General features: G+C 71.8%; 19 protein-coding genes and 1 pseudogene. 11 read left to right on the top strand and 9 right to left on the bottom strand.

Annotated elements, in window-relative coordinates; translation table 11 throughout:
• Positions 1-22: 22 nt before the first annotated feature.
• From AB8998_RS24850 to AB8998_RS24830, 5 genes are all read right to left on the bottom strand, one after another.
• Positions 23-1,453, bottom strand: a complete 1,431-nt coding sequence (locus AB8998_RS24850) for a PecA family PE domain-processing aspartic protease (RefSeq protein WP_369740489.1) — start codon at positions 1,451-1,453, stop codon at positions 23-25.
• Positions 1,454-1,588: 135 nt separating this feature from the next.
• Positions 1,589-2,197, bottom strand: coding sequence for a dTDP-4-dehydrorhamnose 3,5-epimerase (rfbC, locus tag AB8998_RS24845; protein WP_369740488.1), 609 nt, complete (start codon positions 2,195-2,197; stop codon positions 1,589-1,591).
• Positions 2,194-3,189: a dTDP-glucose 4,6-dehydratase gene (gene rfbB / locus AB8998_RS24840; protein ID WP_369740487.1), complete on the bottom strand. Its 996-nt coding sequence runs from the start codon at positions 3,187-3,189 to the stop codon at positions 2,194-2,196. The genes rfbC and rfbB overlap by 4 nt, the downstream gene beginning before the upstream one ends.
• Positions 3,190-3,217: 28 nt before the next feature.
• The gene (locus tag AB8998_RS24835; protein WP_369740486.1) at positions 3,218-4,084 is read right to left on the bottom strand and encodes an LLM class F420-dependent oxidoreductase; all 867 of its coding nucleotides are present in this window, start codon (positions 4,082-4,084) and stop codon (positions 3,218-3,220) included.
• Between the two features lie 16 nt (positions 4,085-4,100).
• The gene (locus AB8998_RS24830; RefSeq protein WP_369740485.1) at positions 4,101-4,961 is read right to left on the bottom strand and encodes an LLM class F420-dependent oxidoreductase; all 861 of its coding nucleotides are present in this window, start codon (positions 4,959-4,961) and stop codon (positions 4,101-4,103) included.
• Positions 4,962-5,236: 275 nt separating this feature from the next.
• On the opposite strand from AB8998_RS24830, the gene infA reads away from it, so the two are divergent.
• The 8 genes from infA (at position 5,237) to truA (ending at position 9,921) form a co-directional block, all read left to right on the top strand.
• Positions 5,237-5,458 carry a translation initiation factor IF-1 gene (infA, locus tag AB8998_RS24825; protein WP_003418601.1) on the top strand — a complete coding sequence of 74 codons (222 nt, stop codon included), beginning with the start codon at positions 5,237-5,239 and terminating at the stop codon, positions 5,456-5,458.
• Between the two features lie 49 nt (positions 5,459-5,507).
• Positions 5,508-5,621 carry a 50S ribosomal protein L36 gene (gene rpmJ / locus AB8998_RS24820; protein WP_003879483.1) on the top strand — a complete coding sequence of 38 codons (114 nt, stop codon included), beginning with the start codon at positions 5,508-5,510 and terminating at the stop codon, positions 5,619-5,621.
• 227 nt (positions 5,622-5,848) lie between these two features.
• On the top strand, positions 5,849-6,223 hold the full coding sequence (gene rpsM, locus AB8998_RS24815; protein ID WP_369740391.1) for a 30S ribosomal protein S13: 375 nt from the start codon (positions 5,849-5,851) through the stop codon (positions 6,221-6,223).
• 6 nt (positions 6,224-6,229) lie between these two features.
• Entirely contained in the window at positions 6,230-6,646 is a 417-nt protein-coding gene (gene rpsK / locus AB8998_RS24810; protein ID WP_046182344.1) for a 30S ribosomal protein S11, read from the top strand.
• Between the two features lie 11 nt (positions 6,647-6,657).
• Positions 6,658-7,263, top strand: a complete 606-nt coding sequence (rpsD, locus tag AB8998_RS24805; RefSeq protein ID WP_369740388.1) for a 30S ribosomal protein S4 — start codon at positions 6,658-6,660, stop codon at positions 7,261-7,263.
• 79 nt (positions 7,264-7,342) lie between these two features.
• Positions 7,343-8,386, top strand: coding sequence for a DNA-directed RNA polymerase subunit alpha (locus AB8998_RS24800; RefSeq protein ID WP_369740386.1), 1,044 nt, complete (start codon positions 7,343-7,345; stop codon positions 8,384-8,386).
• 94 nt (positions 8,387-8,480) lie between these two features.
• Positions 8,481-9,080 (top strand): 50S ribosomal protein L17, encoded by a 600-nt coding sequence (gene rplQ / locus AB8998_RS24795; protein WP_369740384.1) that lies wholly within the window; start codon positions 8,481-8,483, stop codon positions 9,078-9,080.
• On the top strand, positions 9,061-9,921 hold the full coding sequence (truA, locus tag AB8998_RS24790) for a tRNA pseudouridine(38-40) synthase TruA (protein WP_369740382.1): 861 nt from the start codon (positions 9,061-9,063) through the stop codon (positions 9,919-9,921). The genes rplQ and truA overlap by 20 nt, the downstream gene beginning before the upstream one ends.
• On the opposite strand, the gene AB8998_RS24785 is transcribed toward truA, so the two are convergent.
• Both AB8998_RS24785 and AB8998_RS24780 read right to left on the bottom strand, forming a co-directional pair.
• Positions 9,918-10,619, bottom strand: a complete 702-nt coding sequence (locus AB8998_RS24785; RefSeq protein ID WP_369740380.1) for a cutinase family protein — start codon at positions 10,617-10,619, stop codon at positions 9,918-9,920. The two genes, truA and AB8998_RS24785, sit on opposite strands and share 4 nt — an antisense overlap.
• Positions 10,620-10,695: 76 nt before the next feature.
• Positions 10,696-11,607: a cutinase family protein gene (locus AB8998_RS24780; protein WP_369740378.1), complete on the bottom strand. Its 912-nt coding sequence runs from the start codon at positions 11,605-11,607 to the stop codon at positions 10,696-10,698.
• 145 nt (positions 11,608-11,752) lie between these two features.
• Between AB8998_RS24780 and eccB the strand changes: the two genes are divergently transcribed.
• Complete coding sequence (gene eccB / locus AB8998_RS24775; protein ID WP_369741750.1) at positions 11,753-13,138, top strand: type VII secretion protein EccB; 1,386 nt, start codon at positions 11,753-11,755, stop codon at positions 13,136-13,138.
• Here the strand turns inward: eccB and mycP are convergent.
• Positions 13,065-14,354: a type VII secretion-associated serine protease mycosin gene (gene mycP, locus AB8998_RS24770; RefSeq protein WP_369740376.1), complete on the bottom strand. Its 1,290-nt coding sequence runs from the start codon at positions 14,352-14,354 to the stop codon at positions 13,065-13,067. The two genes, eccB and mycP, sit on opposite strands and share 74 nt — an antisense overlap.
• A complete protein-coding gene (gene eccD / locus AB8998_RS24765; protein ID WP_369740374.1) occupies positions 14,351-15,688 on the bottom strand; it encodes a type VII secretion integral membrane protein EccD in 1,338 nt (445 codons plus the stop codon). Before eccD ends, mycP begins: the two co-directional genes overlap by 4 nt.
• 125 nt (positions 15,689-15,813) lie before the next feature.
• Here eccD and eccCa point away from each other — a divergent pair.
• Positions 15,814-19,514, top strand: a pseudogene (gene eccCa, locus AB8998_RS24760) (type VII secretion protein EccCa).
• The gene (locus AB8998_RS24755; RefSeq protein ID WP_369740373.1) at positions 19,511-20,725 is read left to right on the top strand and encodes a type VII secretion-associated protein; all 1,215 of its coding nucleotides are present in this window, start codon (positions 19,511-19,513) and stop codon (positions 20,723-20,725) included. Before eccCa ends, AB8998_RS24755 begins: the two are co-directional and overlap by 4 nt.
• The last annotated feature ends 34 nt before the right edge of the window (positions 20,726-20,759 follow it).

Here is a 20,759-nt window from a genome sequence, read left to right as displayed (position 1 = left end):
TGGAGCCGGCGAGGCCGGTGGGTCAGGTGTCGAAGGATATCGACCCGCCGGGGGTGGTGTAGGAGAGGTAGATCGGGTCCTCGAGGAAGGGGGTGACGCCGGTGTTGAAGTCGCCGCCGGCCGCGCTCGACACCACGGACATCTGTTGGGAGGCGGTCGTCGTGCTGTACAGCAGCGTCCCACCGGTGTTGTAGACCGAGATCTGGGTTCCGGGCTGCACGTACCCGTAGGCGTCGGTGGGCGGGTTGAGCGCTGTCGGGACGGCCCCGTACAGGCCGCCGGAATCGATGAACGCGTCACCGGTCGACTGCATGGTTCCGCCGTTGATCTTCACGTCCAGGGTGGTCACCGGCGCTCCGGTCACGGAGCCGTAGGACGGCAGCGGGTTTGCCCCGAACTCCATCACTCCACTGGGTTCGTCGAGCAGCACGCCCCGGCCGAGGCTGCCGGGCAGCGCCGTCACCGGACTCGTGCCCAGCGGGCCTCCGGCGTTCACCCCGACGCCCAGGATGGCGGGCGCCTGCGACGCCGAATAGGTGTAGCCGTTGGAGACCACCGAGGTGACAACGGCAACGGTGGTCGGCGCCGTGACGTATCCGTTACCGAAATTGATTGGCGCGCTGTAGGTGTCGTAATACTCGGTCAGGTAGTTTCCGGGCTCCCCGTAGGTGACGCTGCTGAACCCGGTGATCGCGCCCAGGTTCTGGGCGTTGACATCCTGGGGCGGCACGATGAGACCCATCGAGCCGGTGTCGACGATCACCGGCACGCTGGGGCCGCCGGCGATGGAGACGTCCGCGATCAGGCGCCCGCCCTGATACGACAGCGGCACGGAGGTCACCGGAACGGTCGGGCCGGCCGCACCGGCGAGACCGCTTGCGCCGAAAAGCAATCCGCCCCGGCCGGCGGCACCGCCGGCGGCGTTGGGCCCGCCGGTCCCGCCGTTTCCGCCGTTGCCCCACAGCCCGGCGGACCCGCCGGCACCGCCGGTCGCCCCGAGCCCGGTGCTGTTCCCGCCGTTGCCGCCGTTGCCGTAGAGGATTCCGCCTGCTTGGCCCGGCGTTCCCACGCCCTGGTTGGTGGTGTATCCGTTGGCGCCGTTGCCGATCAGCGGACGCCCGAGCAACGTGTTGGTGGGCGCGTTGACCAGCTCCAGCAGCAGTTGCGGGACGCTGGCCGCCTCGGTGTTGGCATAGCCGTCCGCGGCCGCCTGCAGCGCCTGCACGTGCTGGTCGAGGAAAGCCGCGGCGCGGGCGCCCAACGCCTGGAACCGCGCCGCATGCAGGGAAAACACCTGCGCAGCCATCGTGGACACCTCATCGGCGGCGGCCGACAGTATTCGCGTCGTGGGGCCGGCGGCCGCCGCGTGGGCCGCATCGAGCGCGGAGCTCAGCGTCGCCAGATCGTCTGCCGCGTCGGCCAGGAATTCCGGCACCGCCATCACCAACGACATCTGACCCCTCCAGCGCCATTGCCATCGAGCTGTCGCCCCCCGACCCGGCGATGAACGAATGGTAGATCTTGCCGTCGGCGAATTTAACGGAAATAGCCGGTTTTCACCGGCGTGCCCGGTCGGCGTCGGGCGCGGTTATCCGTTTCGCAGGCCGTCGATGAAGGCCCGGCTCTCCTCCCAGGTGGGCAGCACCCCGGACGCGCGCACCTCGTCGAAGCTGGGGGCCGCGGCGTCCCGGTCCGACAGGCTGGGAGCCGCCCCGTCGACCAACGGCCAGTCGATCCCCAGCGCCGGATCGGTCGCGCTGATGGTGTGCTCGCGCTCCGGGTTGTACTCGGAGGAGCACAGGTACATGATCGTCGAATTGGCTTGCAGGGCAAGAAAACCGTGCGCCAGTCCTTCGGAGATGTAGATGGTGCGGCGTTCGGAGTCGTCGAGCAGGACCGAGTCCCATTTCCCGAACGTCGGTGAGCCCAGCCGGACGTCGACGACGACGTCGAACACCGAGCCCCGCACGCACGTCACGTACTTGGCCTGGCTCGGGGGCACCTGGGCGAAGTGCAGGCCGCGCAGCACACCGGCCGAGGAGACCGAGCAGTTGGCCTGCCGGACGTCCAGGCGGTGACCGGCGAAGCCGGTGAAGTCGCGGTCCTTGAGCCATTCGAAGAACAACCCGCGAGAGTCGCCGTGAATGGTCGGGGTGATCTCCCACGCGCCGGGGATGTCGAGTTCGCGAACCTTCACTGACCACGCTCCTCGTAGCGGGCTTCGGCACCGTCCTTGAGCGGCCGCCACCACGATTCGTTCTCGCGGTACCAGTCGATGGTGGCCCGCAGGCCCGCCTCGAAGTTGGCATGCTTGGGCGCCCAACCCAATTCGTTGTGCAACGACGTCGGGTCGATGGCGTACCGCACGTCGTGGCCTGCGCGGTCGGGGACGTGGTCGAAGTCGTCGGGGTCGTGTCCCATCATCTGCAGGATCGTGCGCATCACCGTTAGGTTGTCGCGCTCGCCCTCGGCGGCGATCAGGTAGGTGCGGCCGTTCTCGCCCTTGTCCAGGATCCGCCGCACCGCGCTGTTGTGGTCCTCGACGTGGATCCAGTCCCGGACGTTGGTGCCCGCTCCGTACAGCTTCGGGCGGCGCCCGGTCAGCACGTTGGTGATCTGGCGCGGGATGAACTTCTCCACGTGCTGATACGGCCCGTAGTTGTTGGAGCAGTTGGAGATCGTCGCGCGCACTCCGTAGGACCGCACCCAGGCCCGGACCAGCAGGTCGCTGGCGGCCTTGGTCGCGGAGTAGGGGCTCGAGGGGTTGTACGGCGTGGAGTCGGTGAACCGCTGCGGCTCGCCGAGCTCCAGGTCGCCGTAGACCTCGTCGGTGGAGATGTGGTGCAGGCGCACTCCGTGCCGTCGCACCGCCTCGAGGATGACGTAGGTACCCACCACGTTGCTCTGCAGCGACGTGCCCGGGTCTTCCAGCGAGTTGTCGACGTGGGTCTCGGCGGCGAAGTGCACCACGGCGTCGGACTCGGCGACCAGCCGGCTGACCAGCTCGGCATCGCTGACGTCGCCCTCGACGAACCGGATCGAGTCCTCGACGCCGGCCAGCGACTCACGCCGGCCGGCGTAGGTCAGGGCGTCGAGCACCGTCACGGAATCCTCGGGGTGTTCGCGCACGGTGGCGTGCACGAAATTGGCGCCGATGAAGCCGGCGCCGCCGGTGACCAGTAGCCGCATGGCCTAAGACCCTAGCCCAGGGGGCGGCTCAGTTGGGGGGAGTCAGCCCCAGTGGTCCGGCCAATTCGGTCAGCGCAGGTATCAGGGTTTCTTCGTTCCAGCCACCCAGCACCTGGATCGCCACGTGATCGGCGCCGGCCTCCAGGTGTTCGACCAGGCGGTGCACGACGGCCTCGGGGCTGCCGTGGGCCACCACCGCGTCGATGAGCCTGTCGCTGCCGGGCTTGCGGACGTCGGCCTCGGTGAAGCCCATCCGCAGCCAGTTGTTGACGTAGTTGCTCAGGCCCAGGTAGTGCTCGAGGAAGCGGCGGCCGACGGCGCGGGCTTCCTCGGCGTCGGTGCTGAGCACCACCTTGTGCTCGGGGGCCAGGAACACCGAATTGCCGAGCAGCTCGCGCGCCTTGGCCGTGTGCTCGGGCGTGGTCAGGTACGGATGGGCGCCGGCACTGCGCTCGGCCGCCAGCCGCAGCACCCGCGGTCCGAGCGCCGCCAGCACCCGGCGGCTGGTCGGGACCGGCGCCGCGTCGAGTTTGTCGAGGTAACCGGCCAGCGCGTCGTAGGGCTTCACGTACTCCTGCGTGTGTTCGCGATGACCCACCCCGATGCCCAGCAGGAATCGCCCCGGATGCGCGCTCTCGATGCGCTGGAAGGACTCGGCGACCTCGCGTGCCGGCGCCGACCAGATGTTGACGATCCCGGTGGCCAGTTGCAGCGAGGCGGTCTGCGCCAGCGCCGGGTCGACCCAGGCGAGTTCCGCGTCCGGTGACCCGCCGATCCACGCCGCGCCGTAGCCGAGCGATTCGATCGCCCCGGCCAGCTCGGGCGTGATCGACCGGGTGGGAAGCCACACGCCGAACCGGCCCAGCTCGGGCTTGAGTGAAACCGCCTCGGTCATCTAGATCCCCCTCTTCTCACGCTACGGTCAGCCCGAGCGGCCCCGCCAACTCGGCGAGAGCCGACACCAGGTTTTCATCTTCGGTCAGGATCTGCACGGGAACGTGGTCGGCCCCCGCGTCGAGGTGCTTGCGCAGCCGCGCCGCGATCTGTTCCGGCGTGCCGTAGGCCACCAGGGCGTCGACCAGCCGGTCGCTGCCCGGGCGGGTGACCTCTTCCGCGGAGAAGCCCAGCCGCCTCCAGCTGTTGCGGTAGTTGGCGAGATCGAAGTAGATGTCGAGTGCCCTGCGCCCCACCGCGCGGGCTTTCTCGGTGTCGGTGGTCAGCACCACCTTGTGTTCGGGCGCCAGGAACGCCTCCGGAAAGCCCGAGGCGCCGATCAGTTCCCGGGCCTGCGCGGTGTGCTCGGGGGTGGTGAGGTAGGGATGCGCCCCGGCGCTGCGTTGCGCGGAAAGCTTGAGCACGCGCGGGCCCAGGGCCGCCACCACCCGGCGGTCGGGGGGCACGCCGTGCGCGTCGAGTGAGTCCAGGTACTCCACCAGCGCGTTGTAGGGCTTGCGGTATTCGGTGTGCGCCTCGGGATGGCCGACCCCGATCCCCAACAGGAAGCGCCCGGGGTAGGCGGCCTCGATGCGGTGGAACGATTCGGCCACCGGTCCGGCGGCCGCCGTCCAGATGTTGACGATGCCGGTGGCCACCTGCAGCGTGGTGGTGGCGGCCAGGATCGGCTCCACCCAGGCCAGCTCGGCGGGTGGGGAACCGCCGACCCAGACCGCGCCGTAGCCCAGGGCCTCGATGTCCTTGGCCTGCTGTGGCGTGACGCCGCGTCCGAACGATCCGAACCGGCCTAACTCGGGCTTGCTCGCTGGATCGGTCATGGTGTGTGGAACCGGGGGTGCGGTGCCGCTATTCCGGCGCGGCGGGAGCGACGGGTCGGTGATCCCGCTAGTATGCCCCCGTCGGGATTTTGGCTCACGCTCGGTTTACGGGTATTGTGGACCAACGGTGCGACTTTCGTGCCGGCTTTCTGCGTGCCCTGTCCTAGGAATTTCCTGTCACCGGCTCACGTTTGAAGACCGGGTGACGCTGCGCCGACGCGGGCGGACCGAGAAGCCACCTGAAGACGATTAACGACGAGGATTTCTGAGAAGTTATGGCCAAGAAGGACGGCGCCATAGAGGTCGAGGGCCGCGTGGTCGAGCCCCTACCCAATGCGATGTTCCGCATTGAGCTGGAGAACGGCCACAAGGTGCTCGCCCACATCAGCGGCAAGATGCGGCAGCACTACATCCGCATCCTGCCCGAGGACCGGGTGGTGGTGGAGTTGTCTCCCTACGACCTGTCCCGGGGCCGCATCGTGTACCGGTACAAGTGACTACAAGCCCGAACCAACACCAACGAAGACAGAACAGGATCGACCAGCCGTGAAGGTGAACCCGAGCGTGAAGCCCATCTGTGACAAGTGCAGGGTGATCCGCCGGCATGGGCGGGTCATGGTGATCTGCTCCGATCCTCGCCACAAGCAGCGGCAGGGCTAGTGGCGATCGCCGGCGCGGCGTAGCCGGGCCGAGCGGGTCGCCACCCTGTACGCGGCTACCCGCGATCACAACTGAATGCAGACCTCCCAGCACCAGTGAGCCGCTGGCATCTTCAGAGATGGTCGGCTCATCCACGCCCGGACGGAGGCCGGGCCCCACCCCGAGACATCGGGGACGGGAGCGGGCTGGGACCAGACCTCCGCCGAGAAAAAGAGGAAACGCCACCCATGGCTCGACTAGTCGGCGTCGATCTGCCACGCGACAAACGCATGGAGATCGCCCTGACCTACATCTACGGCGTCGGCCGGACCCGCTCGAACGAGATTCTGGCGGCCACCGGCATCGACAAGGACCTGCGCACGCGGGACCTGACCGACGACCAGCTCACCCATCTGCGTGACTACATCGAAGCCAACCTCAAGGTGGAGGGCGACCTGCGCCGCGAGGTGCAGGCCGACATCCGCCGCAAGATCGAGATCGGCTGCTACCAGGGCCTGCGGCACCGCCGCGGGCTGCCCGTGCGCGGCCAGCGGACCAAGACCAACGCGCGGACCCGCAAGGGCCCCAAGCGCACCATCGCAGGCAAGAAGAAGGCCAGGTAGAACCGGATGCCACCAGCAAAGAAGGCAGCCTCTGCCCCCAAGAAGGGGCAGAAGACCCGCAAGCGGGAAAAGAAGAACATCCCGCACGGCGCCGCGCACATCAAGAGCACGTTCAACAACACGATCGTGAGCATCACCGACCCCCAGGGCAACGTCATCGCCTGGGCGTCCTCGGGCCACGTCGGCTTCAAGGGCTCGCGGAAGTCGACCCCGTTCGCCGCGCAGCTGGCCGCGGAGAACGCCGCCCGCAAGGCGCAGGAGCACGGCGTGCGCAAGGTCGACGTGTTCGTCAAGGGACCGGGCTCGGGCCGGGAGACGGCGATCCGCTCGCTGCAGGCCGCGGGCCTGGAGGTCGGCGCGATCTCCGACGTCACCCCGCAGCCGCACAACGGCTGCCGTCCGCCCAAGCGCAGAAGGGTCTAGGTAGGAAAGACATGGCTCGTTACACCGGACCCATCACCCGCAAGTCGCGCCGGCTGCGCACCGACCTCGTCGGCGGCGACCAGGCGTTCGAGAAGCGTCCCTACCCGCCCGGCCAGCACGGCCGCGCGCGGATCAAGGAGAGCGAATACCTGCTGCAGCTGCAGGAGAAGCAGAAGGCCCGCTTCACCTACGGCGTGATGGAAAAGCAGTTCCGCCGCTACTACGAAGAGGCTGTACGCCAGCCCGGCAAGACCGGCGAGGAGCTCCTGCGCATCCTGGAGAGCCGGCTGGACAACGTCGTGTACCGCGCCGGCCTGGCCCGCACCCGCCGGATGGCCCGACAACTGGTCACGCACGGGCATTTCAGCGTCAACGGCGTGCACGTCGACGTGCCCAGCTACCGGGTCTCCCAGTACGACATCATCGACGTGCGGGAGTCTTCGCTGAACACGGTGCCGTTCCAGATCGCGCGGGAGACCGCGGGTGACCGTCCTATCCCGAGCTGGCTACAGGTCGTGGGGGAGCGCCAGCGCATCCTGGTCCACCAACTGCCGGAGCGGGCGCAGATCGAGGTGCCGCTGACCGAGCAGTTGATCGTCGAGTACTACTCCAAGTAAGAGCCCCCGGAGCCGCGGCCGCGGCGACGGACCACCTGAGCGGCATCAAATAGCGGGTGCCGAGAAGGAGAAGAACACCATGCTGATCTCACAGCGACCCACCCTGTCCGAGGAAGTCGTCGCCGACAACCGGTCCCAGTTCGTCATTGAACCGCTGGAGCCCGGATTCGGTTACACCCTGGGCAATTCGCTGCGCCGCACGCTGCTGTCGTCGATCCCCGGCGCGGCCGTCACCAGCATTCGCATCGACGGTGTGCTGCACGAGTTCACCACCGTGCCCGGCGTCAAGGAAGACGTCACCGAGATCATCCTGAACCTCAAGAGCCTGGTCGTGTCGTCGGAGGAGGACGAGCCGGTCACGATGTACCTGCGCAAGCAGGGCCCGGGCGAGGTCACCGCGGGTGACATCGTGCCGCCGGCCGGCGTCACCGTGCACAACCCGGAGATGCACATTGCGACGCTGAACGACAAGGGCAAGCTCGAGGTGGAGCTGGTCGTCGAGCGTGGCCGCGGCTACGTCCCGGCGGTGCAGAACCGAGCCTCCGGTGCCGAGATCGGCCGGATCCCGGTCGATTCGATCTACTCGCCGGTGCTCAAGGTGACCTACAAGGTGGACGCCACCCGTGTCGAGCAGCGCACCGACTTCGACAAGCTGATCCTGGACGTCGAGACCAAGAGCTCGATCAGCCCCCGCGATGCGCTCGCGTCGGCGGGTAAGACGCTGGTCGAATTGTTCGGCCTGGCACGCGAACTCAACGTCGAGGCCGAGGGCATCGAGATCGGGCCGTCGCCCGCCGAGGCCGACCACATCGCCTCGTTCGCGCTGCCGATCGACGACCTGGACCTGACCGTGCGGTCCTATAACTGTCTCAAGCGCGAGGGTGTGCACACGGTCGGCGAGCTGGTGAGCCGCACCGAGTCGGACCTGCTGGACATCCGCAACTTCGGCCAGAAGTCCATCGACGAGGTCAAGGTCAAGCTGCACCAGCTGGGTCTGTCGCTCAAGGACAGCCCGGCGAGCTTCGACCCGTCGGAGGTCGCGGGTTACGACGTCGCCACCGGCACCTGGTCTTCCGAGGGCGCCTACGACGACCAGGACTACGCCGAAACCGAACAGCTCTAGCAGCCGTCCGGTGACGATGCGGCCGGTCATCGGCCGCCGAGGAGCCGGACGAAATGGCTGCAGTGAGATTTTTATCTAGACAGGAGCGTCAGCAATGCCCAAGCCCACCAAGGGTCCGCGCCTCGGCGGGTCGTCGTCGCACCAGAAGGCCCTCCTGGCCAACCTGGCCACATCGCTGTTCGAGCACGGCCGGATCAAGACGACGGAGCCGAAGGCGCGCGCGCTGCGGCCCTACGCGGAGAAGCTGATCACCCACGCCAAAAAGGGCACGCTGCACAACCGCCGAGAGGTCCTGAAGAAGATCCGCGACAAGGACGTGGTGCACGCCCTGTTCGAGGAGATCGGACCCTTCTTCGCCGACCGCAACGGCGGCTACACCCGCATTATCAAGGTCGAGGCGCGCAAGGGTGACAACGCGCCGATGGCCGTCATCGAACTCGTGCGGGAGAAGACCGTGACCTCCGAAGCCGATCGGGCACGTCGGGTCAAGGCCTCCAAGGGCCAGGAGGCGCCGGTGGCGGCCGACGCGGCGCCGCAGGCGGCGGTCGAGCCGCAGGAAGCGGTCGGACCGACTGCCGAGGAAGTCTCGGTGCCCGAGGTGGCCGAGGCCGACGAGACCGCGGCCGACCAGGCCGAGGCGCCCGCGGTCGGGGAGGTCCCCGCCGACGAGTCCGATGAGGCCGCCGACAGTTAGCGACGAGGTCCGTCTGCGGCTCGACATCGCCTACGACGGAACCGAATTCGCGGGCTGGGCGGCGCAGGTCGGCCAGCGCACCGTCGCAGGGATTCTCGACGAGGCGCTGACGACCGTCTTCCGCACACCGGTGCGGCTGCGCGCCGCCGGGCGCACCGATGCCGGGGTCCACGCAAGCGGGCAGGTGGCGCACGCCGATGTGCCCTTGGTCGCTCTCGCGAACGCCGAGTCGCGCTCCCGGCGGGACGGCGAGCCGGAGTTCCTGCCGTTGCTGCGGCGGCTCGGCCGGTTTTTGCCCAGCGACGTCCGGGTGCTCGAAATCGGCCGTGCACCTGCAGGTTTCGATGCCAGGTTCTCGGCCCTGCGCCGGCACTACCGGTACCGGTTGTCGACGGCGCCCTACGGTGTGGAGCCGCAGCAGGCCCGCTACGTCACCGCGTGGCCGCGTTTCCTGGACCTGGAGGCGATGACCACCGCGTCACGAGACCTGCTGGGACTGCACGACTTCGCGGCGTTCTGCCGTCACCGCGACAACGCCACCACCATCCGCGACCTGCAGCGCCTCGAGTGGTCGCGTGAGGGCCACCTGGTCACCGCGCACGTCGCCGCGGACGCGTTCTGCTGGTCGATGGTGCGGTCGCTGATCGGGGCGCTGCTGGCCGTCGGCGAACATCGCCGCCCGGCCTCCTGGTGCCGCGACCTGCTCACCGCCACGGCGCGGTCCAGCGAATTCGCGGCCGCGCCGGCGCACGGGCTGACGCTCATCGGCGTCGACTACCCGCCAGACGACCAACTGGCCGAACGGAATTCGGTCACGCGGGGCATTCGTACCCGCGACTAGAGCTTGGCGGCGACGAAGCTGGCAGCCTGATCCACCAGGCCGGAATCGATGTACGAGGGCTGGAAATGCGACGGCCAATTGGTGCCGTTCGAACAGATCGGGTCTCCGGGTGCGCACTGATCGATCGTCTTGCCGGCGAACGCGGGACTGAAATTGCGCAGCGGCCCGAGGATTCGGCGCGTGCCGTTGCCGAACAACGCGACGGCCGCGATGTGGTCGGCCATCGCCGGTGGGAGGGGATTGGTGAACCCGAAGGACGGTTGGGTCACCGCGACCACGAGGTCAGTGGCAGCGGCGCCCAGCGAGTAGCCGCCGAGGACCATGCGGGTCTTCGGGCAACTCCTCGCCATGGACTGGACGTGCGCGCTCATGTCGTCGGCGCCCTTGGCGGGGCTGATGTCGGCGGGATAGTTCACCCCATACGACGCGATCGGCATCTTCGGCACCTTGGGGCGCAGCGCGTTGACGAACGCGTTGCCGACGTAGCCGGGGCCGGGTGGCTCCTCTCGGCCCCGCGCGAAGACCACCTCGGCGGCCGGGCAGGGCGACGCCGCCGCCGGCCCGGGCGCCACCGCAGCCGCGATCAGGCAGGCCGGGCCGAGCAAAGCGGCGCCCAAATGACTCGCCAGCCGGCCAGCCGCATTCGGCCTGCCGCTCGAACTGCCTTGGAGCAGAGGGGCGCCCACGCGAAGCCGCATGGGCCGATGGTAACGACGCGACCGGCCCGGTCAGCCGATCACCGCCGAGGGCTCCATAATCGTTATCGACGCAGCGTCAGTAGACGACGGACACCAGGTCGGGCGCGCGTGGCGGCGGGGACGACTGGGACGGCGGCGGCACATTGTCGTGGATGGACGGGCCCGACCCCGGCGGCAACGGGCCGGCCGGTGTCTGCGGCCCGGGCGCCTGCGGGGAGCCGCCGGGTGCCTGCGGGCCGAACACCGGCACCTGCGGGCCGAACCCGGGCACCTGCCGGCCCGTCCCGGCCAGCAGCTTGGACGCCACGAAAGCCGCCGCCTGGGTGGTGTAGACCGGGACATAACCCTCGGTGTGTCCGGTCCATTCGTTGCCGGGGCCCGCGTGGCAGATCGGGTCGGTGGGGTTGCACAGGTCGATCACCTTGGAACCGAACAGCGAACTCTGGGCCGCCAGCGAGCGGCCGGACCGGTCGGCCACGTCGCCGAACACGGCGACCGCCGCGACGTCGGCGGCGTACTGGGGCGGTAGCGAACTGCCCCAGTTGATGCCGCCGATGGGGACCCCGCTCACGATGTCGATGACGTCGGCGCCCTGCGAGTAGCCGCCCAGCACCAGCTTGGTGGTGGGGCACGACGACGTGAAGGACTTGATGTGCGAGATGACGTCGTTGGCCCCGTCCCCGGTGTGGATCTGCAGCTTGCTGGCGTTGTAGTTGACCGCGTACGTCCCGATGTCCAGGCCGCCGGCCTGCTGGCGCAGGGAGTCGACGAACGCTTCGCCGACCCGCCCGATGCCGGCGGGCTCGTTGGTTCCGCGGGCGAAGATGACCTGCGCGTCCGGGCAGCTGTCGGCTGAGGCGACGGGGACGGCGCCGGACGTGCTCAGCAGCCCCGCGGCGCCGGTCAGAACGGCGGCCCCCAGGCCCACCCAGCGACCCCCCGACCGCGCGCCGGCCGCCCGACGGCCACGTGTGCGGTGCGAAAACATGCGCCAATGTTAGCCGTAACCAGGCCGGACGACACCCCGGCGGCTGTGGATGAACTGTGCGCGGGCACCCGCACGCGGGCTACCGTGAGGCCCCACGGATTCGGGACGGATCGTGGGGAGACGCGGACGGGGGGAGGGCGGCGGGGTGCCGGGCCGGTCGACGACGGCGCTGCAGGTCAGCGGTTACCGGTTTTTGCTGCGCCGCGTCGAGCGCGCCCTGGTGGGGGGCCGGTCGTTGTCGGCGCAGCCGGCGCCGCTGACCCTCGGCTGGGTTCTGGTGGCGGTCGCCGTGGCCGGCTGCGCCGTGTTGGCCCTGCTGCGGCCGCAGGTGGGGCTCGACCGGGAGCGGATCGTGGTGGCCCGGGAGTCCGGGGCGCTGTACGTCCGCGTGGGCGACACCTGGCATCCGGTGCTCAACGCGGTGTCAGCGCGGCTGATCGCCGGCGCCGACACCAGCCTGAGGCTGGTGTCCGAGGCGGACCTGCGTCGCACCAGACGCGGCCCGCTGCTTGGTATTCCGGGCGCCCCGGCGCTCATCGGAGTGGTGCTGCCCGCGGCGGAGTCGGTGTGGGCGGTCTGCGACGGCGGGGGGCCCGGCGGCGAGGCCACGACGGTCGTCGTCGGACGCACCGACGCCTCGGCTGCCCGTCGCCTGGCCGACGGGCAGGCACTCCTGGTCGCGCCCGGACCGGGCCCACCCGCCTACCTGCTCTACGCGGGTCGCCGGGCCGTTGTCGACCTGACCGACGCCGCCGTGGTGCGCGCGCTCAGGCTGGAGGGCCGAGCGCCGCGGGCCGTCTCCCGGTGGTTGCTGGACGCCGTCCCGGAGGCGCCGCCGATCACGGCACCGCGGATCGCCGGAGCGGGCCGTCCCTCTGCGGGGTTGCCGGGCTTTGCGGTCGGTGGTGTGCTGCGCATCACACGCGGGGACGGTGACGAATATTACGCGGTCCTGCCCGCCGGGGCTCAGCGGATCGGCCGGGTGGCCGCGGATCTGCTGCGTCTCGGCGACTCGCACGGGATGGCCGAGGTCCGCACGGTGCCACCCGACGCGATCCGCGCCGCTCCGATAGTGACGACGCTGCCGGTGGGCGGCTTCCCCGACCGGGCACCGGACCTGGCCACCGCCGCCGGCACGGTGTGCGTCGCGCAGGACCCGGCCGCGCCCGCGGGCAGCGTCGGGTTCCTGACGGGGGACCGTCTCCCCCTGCCGTTCGGGCAGGCGCCGGTGACGTTGGCCCAGGCCGACGGGGGCGGTCCCGCGCTGGACGCGGTGTATCTGCCGCCGGGTCGCAGCGCCTACGTGCGGGCCGGCCGGGACGCCGAACGATACCTCGTCACCGATACCGGGGTGCGCTTCGCCGTCCCCGACGACGACGCGGCGCACGACCTCGGCCTCGCGGAGGCGGTTCCGGCGCCGTGGCCGATGGTGGCGGCGCTGCCGTCGGGACCGGAACTCAGCCGGCCCGCCGCGTCGGTGGCCCGGGATGTCGTCGCCGGCTCCGAGCGGCCCGGGCGGCCAGCGCGATGAGGCAGATCGCCGCACCGCCCAGCGCGGTGTTGCGCGCGTCCCGATTCGGGGACGTCGACGGTGCCGCGGGGGTCGGCGTCGCCGACGGTGCCGCGGCGGCAGGGGCGCCGGGCGGGCCGGAGTCGGTGCTGACTGCGGCCAGGGCATCGACCGTCCCGTGACCGACGAGTGGATCGCGCCCGGCGGGCGGGTGGTGCGCGGTCGACTCGATGCGCCGCATCACCTGCCGCGCGGTCAGCGCCGGGAAGCGGGCCCGGATCAACGCCGCCACCCCGCTGACGACGGGCGCAGCGAAGCTGGTGCCCGATACCGTGCACCCGAGCGGGCTCACCTGCTCGCCGGTCGCGGCGACGTCCACCCAGGGGCCGGCCAGCGTGAACGGCGACGGCGCTCCTGCGGCGTTCACCGAACCGACCGTCAGCACGTAGTCGTCGTACCAGGCCGGACTGACCGCGACCGTGGCGGTGTCCCAGGTGACGTCCTGCTTCTGGGTGGGACACTGACCCGGGCCGCCGGTGTTGCCCGCCGCGGCGACGACGACGGCGTTCTTGACGTCGACGGCGTAGCTCAGCGCGGCGCCCAGCGCCCGGTCATCGAGCACGGAGGAGGCCGGAACGCAGGCGACCGCGGAGATGTTGATCACCGAGGCGCCGAGATCGGCGGCCGTGCGGACGGCTCTGGCCAGCGTGTCGACGTCCCCGACGCCGGTGCGGGACCGGTCCGCGGTAGGGGCGAACTTCGCGCTGGACTGACGGATGCCGATCACGGTGGCATCGGGTGCGACCCCGCCCCGTCCCGCGGAATCCGTTGCGGCGGCGATCATCGCGGCCACCAGCGTGCCGTGGGCGTCGCAGTCGCGGGTACCGTCGCCGGTGGACACGTAGTCGCCTCCGGGCACCACGGCGGGTAGCCGGGGGTGCGGGGAGACGCCGGTGTCGATCACCGCGACGCGTTGACCCGCCCCACGCGTGAGCCGCCAGACCCGCGGCAGGTCGAGGTCGGCGAGCGGGTCGGCGGCCGGGGCGGGACCGCTGGTGAGCGGCGCGCACACGTCGCGCTGCGCGGTCGGCGCCGGCGGTGCCGGCGGCGTCGGCGGCGGCAGCCACCGGTCGTCGACCTGCGGCGGCGAAACCGCATGGACGGCGGGCGTTCCAAGCTGGCACAGCCCCACCAGCGCCGTGACCGCCAGCAGGCGCCCGGCACGAGACGGCGTCACCGGAGGTGGATTCCGCGGACGGCGCCGTAGACGCCGCAGATCCAGCACGCGAGCGGCGCCATGGAGAGCAGCGCAAGCCATTCCAGCAGCCCGAGGCCGCGGCGCAGCGGGGGTGGCAGCGACAGGTCGGGGACGGCGAAGCCCAGGCACAGCGCCGCGGCGGCCAGCAGCGCCGTGGCCGCGGCGATGACCGGGCCCCGATCGGGCGCGCCGAGCGCCGTCGCGGCGAATACCGCTGCGAGGACGACGAACCCGGCGACGGCCGGCGGCAACGCCCGCCTGGCGTCGACCTCGCGGGCCCTCGACAGCAGCAGCGCCCCGGTGACGGCGGCAAAGACGAGGCGGGCCAGGCGTGGTCCGCCGGCCAGCGCGGTGACCAGGGCACCGAGGGCGGCCGAGGCGGAGAATGCGCCGGCCAGGCTGGTCGCCCAGCGGTCGGCGCGGACCGCCCTGGCGGCCACCCGGTCCCCGTCGGGTGCGACGGCATCGAGGCGCGGCGACAGGCCTGCCGCCACGATGGACATACGCCCCGAGGCTTCCAGCAGGCCGAGGGATGTCAGCGCGGACGCCGCACCGATCGCCGATGGCGGGGCCCCGGTCAGCACACCCGCGCACGCGGCGGCGGCGACGACGAGCGCCACGCCAGCCAGCGCGGTCAATCCGGGTGTGCCGCTGGTAGATACGCGCATCGACAGCACCGATGCGACCGCGGCCGTCGTCGCGGCCAGCAACACGCCCGGCGCGCCCGGGGGGCCGGGAACGGCCAGGAATCCGGCGACCGCGGCGAGCAGGGTGGCGATCACGCCCAGCGCGAGCCCGGCCGTGGGGTCCCGGTCCGCCCCGCGGGCAAGCACTGCGGACATCGCGGCGACCGTGCCGGCCACGGCGGCCGTTCCGGCGGGTACGTTGCCGCAGAAAGCGTTCTCGATGAGCGCGAGGCCCCCGACGCCGGCCAGGCCGACCGCCGCGACGGCAGCCGCGGTGCGGGCCGCGTGGCGGCCGTCGGGCGGGCCTGCCGCGCCGAGCGCGACCGAGACCGCCTCGGCGAGGTCGTCGTGGCGCGGCGCGGGCGGCGGCGGGGCGCACTGGCTGAGTACCAGAACGGCACCGTCGTGGATGCCGTTGTGCGCCAGCGTCGTTGACCCGGCCAGCGCGGGCAGCCCCGGTGGGGACAACCGGTAGCGGGTCGCCTCGGCGGCACCGGCGGGACCGTGCATGATGTCGAGGATCGACGGGATGAGGGCGGCCACGGGCACGTGGGCGGGCAACGCCAGGTCCGCCGCGGCGGCACCGGCGTGCACACACACCCGGCACAGCTCGTCGGATGCAGGCAATGTGCGTCCCCTTCGCTCGAATCACCGTCACGTTAACCGGTTTCCGGTCGGGCCGGTGTCCGGCTGTCCACAGCTGACTTGCCGCCGGAAGCGCGGCTGCCTACCGTCCCCGGGCGTGGGCCGCGATGACGCGTGATTTTGTGCCCCCGCCGCGGAGTCAGCCGCCAGCGGTCGCGGCGGCGGACATCGTGGTCGAGGCCCCGCCCGACCTGCCGGCCCCCGCGTCGCAGGGTCCGCTGCTGCGCCTGCTCCCGCTCGTGGCCTCGCTCGCGGCGGCGGGAGCCATGGCGGCGTCGTCGCTGTCGGGGTGGGGCGGGGGCCGCGCCCCGGTGTTTCTGGCGTTGCCCGCGATGATGCTGCTCTCGACCGTGGCAACGGTGACCGCCGGGCGGGGGCGCAGCGGCGATATCGACGCGGCCCGCGCCGCCTACCTCCAACATCTGAGCAGCCTGCGCCAGTCGGTGGCCGAAGTCGGAGCGGCGCAACGCGTTTCCGAGCGCTGGCGTCATCCCGACCCGGACACGTTGTGGACGATGACCGGCGGCCCGCGGATGTGGGAGCGGCGCCCGGCCGACGCCGACTTCTGCCTGGTCCGGGTCGGCGTCGGTGCCCGGCCGCTCGCCGCCCGCCTTGTGGTCCCGCAGCTACCGCCACGCGGAGCCGCAGACCCGGTGACCACCATGGCCATGCGGCGGTTCGTCGAGACCCATGCGATGGTCGCCGACGTGCCGATCGCGATCGGGTTGCGAGCCGGTGCGACCGTCACCCTCGGGGGTGATCCGGCGGCGGTGCGGGGACTGCTGCGGGCCATGATCTGCCAGCTGGCGGTGCTGCATCCCCCGGATCGACTGCTGATCGCGGCTGCGGTAGGCGACCGCTGCCGCGCGCACTGGGAGTGGCTGAAGTGGTTGCCCCACAACGCCCATCCCGCCGAAACCGATGCGCTGGACCCGCCCGCATGGTGTACCCGAGCGTTGCCGGGGCGCTGGCGGCACTGGGGGGCCTGCGGGACGCGGTGCGAGCGGTGTTGATCGCCGACCTCGACGAGCACGCCGACGCGACACCGGGCGTCGTCGTCATCGCGGTCGCCGGCGGCCGCGACGGCGCACCCGTGTCGATAGTTCAGGCCGGCGAGACGGATACCGTGACGCGTCCCGATCGGCTCGACCCGGTGGAGGCGATGACATGCGCGCGCCGGCTGGCGGCCTACCGGGTCGGGGCCGACGGCCGGGCCGTGGGGTCCGGATGGGCGGCGCTGGCCGGGATCGGCGACATCGGGGGATTCGACCCGATGCCGTTGTGGTGCGGCGCAAGTGGTCGTGAACGGCTGTGCGTTCCCCTGGGCTGCGCGGCCGACGGCACGCCGCTGCGGCTCGACATCAAGGAGCCCGCCGACGGCGGCGCCGGCCCGCACGGGCTGTGCGTGGGGGCCACCGGATCGGGCAAGTCCGAGCTGCTGCGCACCGTCGCGCTGGGCATGATGGCGCTCAACTCACCGGCTTCGCTCAACCTGCTCCTCATCGACTTCAAAGGTGGTGCAACGTTTCTCGATATGGTGCGCGCCCCGCACGTGGCCGCGGTCATCACCAACCTGGCCGACGACGCGCCGCTGGTGGCGCGGATGCGCGACGCATTGGCCGGCGAGATGAACCGCCGCCAGGAGCTGTTGCGGTCGGCGGGGTGTGGCAGCGCCGCGGCCTACGAACGGGCCCGGACCGACGGTGCCGCGCTCAGCGCGCTGCCGTCGTTGTTCGTCATCGTCGACGAATTCTCCGAACTGCTCGGCCGCCATCCCGACTTCGCAGAAACCTTCGTCGCGATCGGCCGGGTGGGGCGCTCGCTGGGCATGCATCTGCTGCTGGCCAGTCAGCGCCTCGAGGAGGGCAGGCTGAGGGGCCTGGAGGCCCACCTGTCCTACCGGCTGTGCCTGAAGACGCTGTCCCCCGGGGAGTCCCGCCTGGTGTTGGGCACGTCCGCCGCGTTCGAATTGCCGAACACGCCCGGCGCGGGCTACCTGCGCGCGGGCAGCGGCGAGCCGGTCCGTTTCCAGGCCGCCTTCGTGTCGGGGCCGGTGCGGACGGAGCCGTCGCCCGACGTGCCGGCCGCGGCGGCGGCCACGGTGCGCCCGTTCGGCACGCGGGCGGCCGGACCGGTGGCGCGTGTCGCGGCGTCCGGCGGCGCGCCGGCGCCGACGGTGTTGCACGCGCTCGTGGACCGGTTGTCGGGGCACGGGCCGCCCGCGCACCGGGTGTGGTTGCCTCCGTTGGGCTCGTCGCCGGCGCTGGCCACCCTGTTGCGCGCGGCCCCACCGCATGCCCTGGCGGTTCCCCTCGGCCTGGTCGACCGGCCGCTGCAGCAGCGCCGGACGCCGCTGCTGGCCGACTTGTCCGGGGCCGCAGGCAATGTGGCGGTCGTCGGGGCACCCCAATCCGGCAAGTCGACGGCGTTGCGCACACTGATCACCGCGTTAGCCGCCACCCACGATCCGGGCGAGGTCCAGTTCTACTGCCTGGATTTCGGCGGCGGGGCGCTGGCGGCGCTGCGCGACTGGCCGCACGTGGGCGCCGTCGCGGGCAGGGCCGAACGGCGACTCGCGGCCCGCGTGGTCGCCGAGTGCGAGTCGGTGGTGCGGTCGCGGGAGGCCGTCTTCGGCGAGCACCGCATCGACTCGATCGCCCGGTATCGCCGGCTGCGCGCGCAGCGCGCGGCACCGCGGGCCGATCCGTTCGGCGACGTGTTCCTGGTGATCGACGGCTGGGGGGCCCTCCGGCACGAGCTCGAGGAGCTGGAAGCGCCGATCACCGCCCTCGCCGTCGACGGGCTTTCGTTCGGTGTGCACGTGGTGCTGTCGGCGGCACGGTGGGCCGACGTCAGGCCGTCGCTGCGGGACCAGATCGGCACCCGCGTCGAGTTGCGGCTCGGCGATCCCGCCGACTCCGAACTCGACCGCAAGGCCGCCCAGCACGTGCCCCGCGACAGGCCGGGCCGCGGCCTCTCGCCCGACGGCATGCACATGGTCATCGCCGTGCCCGAGGACGAGATCCCGCACGGCGACTCGTCGGCGCCCCCGATAGCGATGTTGCCTTCGCAGGTGGACCATCGCGCCGTCGTGAGCGGTGCGGGTGCCGTGCCCCGGGCGGGGGTCCTGCTCGGCATCGAGGAGCGCCGATTGCAACCGGTGGTGTTCGATTTCGAACGCCATTCGCACCTGCTGGTCCTCGGGGACAGCGAGTGCGGAAAGACCGCCGCCCTGCGCGTGCTGTGCCGGGAGCTCGCGCGGAGCGCGAGCGTGGCCGAGGCGCACCTGCTGATCGTCGACTTCCGTCGCGCGCTGCTGGGCGCGGTCGAGACCGGGCACGTCGGCGGCTACGCCGCCTCGCCGGCGGCGCTGGCAGCGCTGCTCCCCGGGCTGCTGGACCGGCTGCGGCGGCGGATGCCCCCCGCGGATGCGACCCAGGAACAGCTGCGGACCGGGTCCCGATGGTCCGGGCCGGACATCTACGTGCTGGTCGACGACTATGAACTGGTCGCCGCGCCGTCGGGCAACCCGCTGGCTGTGCTCGTCGAATACCTGCCCCATGCAAGGGATTTGGGCCTGCATCTGGTGCTCGCGCGGCGCGGCGGGGGCGCCGAGCGCGCGCTGTTCGAGCCGCTGCTGGCGGGCCTGCGCGATCTGGGTTGCGCAGAACTGAGGATGAGCGGATGCCCCGGCGGCGGCGCGCCGTTCGGTTCCGGCCGACCGATCCGGCTCCCGCCGGGGCGTGGGGTGCTGGTCACCCGGCCCGGTGACGAACAGCTGATCCAGGTGGCCTGGAGCCCGCCGTGAGTGCGCACCGCGCGGTCATCGAGGCAGGGCCCGGCACCGTGCGCCGGTTATGTTGTGCGGCAGACGCTTCCGCCGCGTCAAGGGTCACGGCGGCGGCCCTGGGGGCGATCGACGACCCGGTGGCGCTGGTCGGGGAGCGGCCGGTGGGCGTCGACGCGCTGTGGCGCGCCGCGCTGCGGTCGGCGCTTTGTCCGGAGGCCCGGGAAGCGCTGGTGCTCGTGCACCCGTCGTGGTGGTCGCTGGCGCGCGTCGGCCTGGTCAGCGCGGCCGCGGGGAGGCTCGCCGCCGACGTGCGGGCACGCCCGCGGTCGTGGCTGTTGGCCAGAGCGGCCACGGGCGCGGCGGCGGTGGTGGTGGAGATCACCGAGCGGTTGGTGGTGATCACCGGGGCCGAGGTGGTGGCGATACCCCGCGCGACGCGGCGGCACCGCCTGGCCGAGGAGGTCGCGGCGGTGGTCGCCGGGACGACGGGCACCGTGGTCCTCGACGCGCCGGGCGCCGTCACGGGGGCGGCGGCGCTGGCGAGATCGCTCGCCGCGGCGGCGCGCAGTGGCGGGCGCGCGGTCGTCACCGTCGACGAAGCCAGCCTGGCCCGGCTCGCCCGGTCGATTGAACCGGCCCCGGCCCGCGCCCCCCGGCACCGGGTTGCGCGCTCTGGCGGGGGCTCTCGTCCGCGTGCGCGGTTGCGCGCCGGGTTCACCGCCGCCGTCGTCGCGCTGGCCGCGGCAGCCCTGGCCGTGGCCCCGGGCGGACGTCACGCCGCAACACCCGCCCCCGCCGCGGCCCCGACGCTGCTGGTGGAGGGCAGGGTGGCGCTGTCGGTTCCGGCGGGCTGGCCGGCCCGGCGCGTGGTCGCCGGTCCGGGTTCGGCGCGGGTGCAGGTCACCTCGCCGTCCGATCCCGAGGTCGCGCTGCACATCACCCAGTCCTCCGTGCCCGGTGAGGCGCTCAGCGGCGCCGCCGAGCGGCTGAAGCGGGCCATCGACGCCGAGCCGGCCGCGGTGTTCGTCGACTTCGATCCGTCGGGCACCAGCGCGGGCCGCCCCGCGGTCACCTACCGCGAGGTGCGCGCCAACCATCACGTGCGGTGGACCGTGCTGGCGGACGGCGAGGTCCGGATCAGCGTCGGGTGCCAAAGCCGGCCCGGTGGCTATGAAGCCGTGCGCGACGTGTGCGAGCGGGCGGTCCGCTCCGCGCATGCGATCGGATGATTGTCGAACCCGGTGGAACCGGAAGCGGGCCGCC

Source organism: Mycobacterium sp. HUMS_12744610 (assembly GCF_041206865.1).
Taxonomy (GTDB): Bacteria; Actinomycetota; Actinomycetes; order Mycobacteriales; family Mycobacteriaceae; genus Mycobacterium; species Mycobacterium servetii.
Note: the sequence above shows the minus strand (reverse complement) of the source record. Positions and strands in the feature narration are given on the sequence as shown.

What these genes read in the sequence shown, in the direction of transcription:
- AB8998_RS24850 (WP_369740489.1), bottom strand. Translation starts at nt 1,453, where the DNA reads ATGTCGTTGGTGATGGCGGTGCCGGAATTCCTGGCCGACGCGGCAGAC.
- rfbB (WP_369740487.1), bottom strand. Translation starts at nt 3,189, where the DNA reads ATGCGGCTACTGGTCACCGGCGGCGCCGGCTTCATCGGCGCCAATTTC.
- AB8998_RS24835 (WP_369740486.1), bottom strand. Translation starts at nt 4,084, where the DNA reads ATGACCGAGGCGGTTTCACTCAAGCCCGAGCTGGGCCGGTTCGGCGTG.
- AB8998_RS24830 (WP_369740485.1), bottom strand. Translation starts at nt 4,961, where the DNA reads ATGACCGATCCAGCGAGCAAGCCCGAGTTAGGCCGGTTCGGATCGTTC.
- infA (WP_003418601.1), top strand. Translation starts at nt 5,237, where the DNA reads ATGGCCAAGAAGGACGGCGCCATAGAGGTCGAGGGCCGCGTGGTCGAG.
- rpsM (WP_369740391.1), top strand. Translation starts at nt 5,849, where the DNA reads ATGGCTCGACTAGTCGGCGTCGATCTGCCACGCGACAAACGCATGGAG.
- rpsK (WP_046182344.1), top strand. Translation starts at nt 6,230, where the DNA reads ATGCCACCAGCAAAGAAGGCAGCCTCTGCCCCCAAGAAGGGGCAGAAG.
- rpsD (WP_369740388.1), top strand. Translation starts at nt 6,658, where the DNA reads ATGGCTCGTTACACCGGACCCATCACCCGCAAGTCGCGCCGGCTGCGC.
- AB8998_RS24800 (WP_369740386.1), top strand. Translation starts at nt 7,343, where the DNA reads ATGCTGATCTCACAGCGACCCACCCTGTCCGAGGAAGTCGTCGCCGAC.
- rplQ (WP_369740384.1), top strand. Translation starts at nt 8,481, where the DNA reads ATGCCCAAGCCCACCAAGGGTCCGCGCCTCGGCGGGTCGTCGTCGCAC.
- truA (WP_369740382.1), top strand. Translation starts at nt 9,061, where the DNA reads ATGAGGCCGCCGACAGTTAGCGACGAGGTCCGTCTGCGGCTCGACATC.
- AB8998_RS24785 (WP_369740380.1), bottom strand. Translation starts at nt 10,619, where the DNA reads ATGCGGCTTCGCGTGGGCGCCCCTCTGCTCCAAGGCAGTTCGAGCGGC.
- AB8998_RS24780 (WP_369740378.1), bottom strand. Translation starts at nt 11,607, where the DNA reads ATGTTTTCGCACCGCACACGTGGCCGTCGGGCGGCCGGCGCGCGGTCG.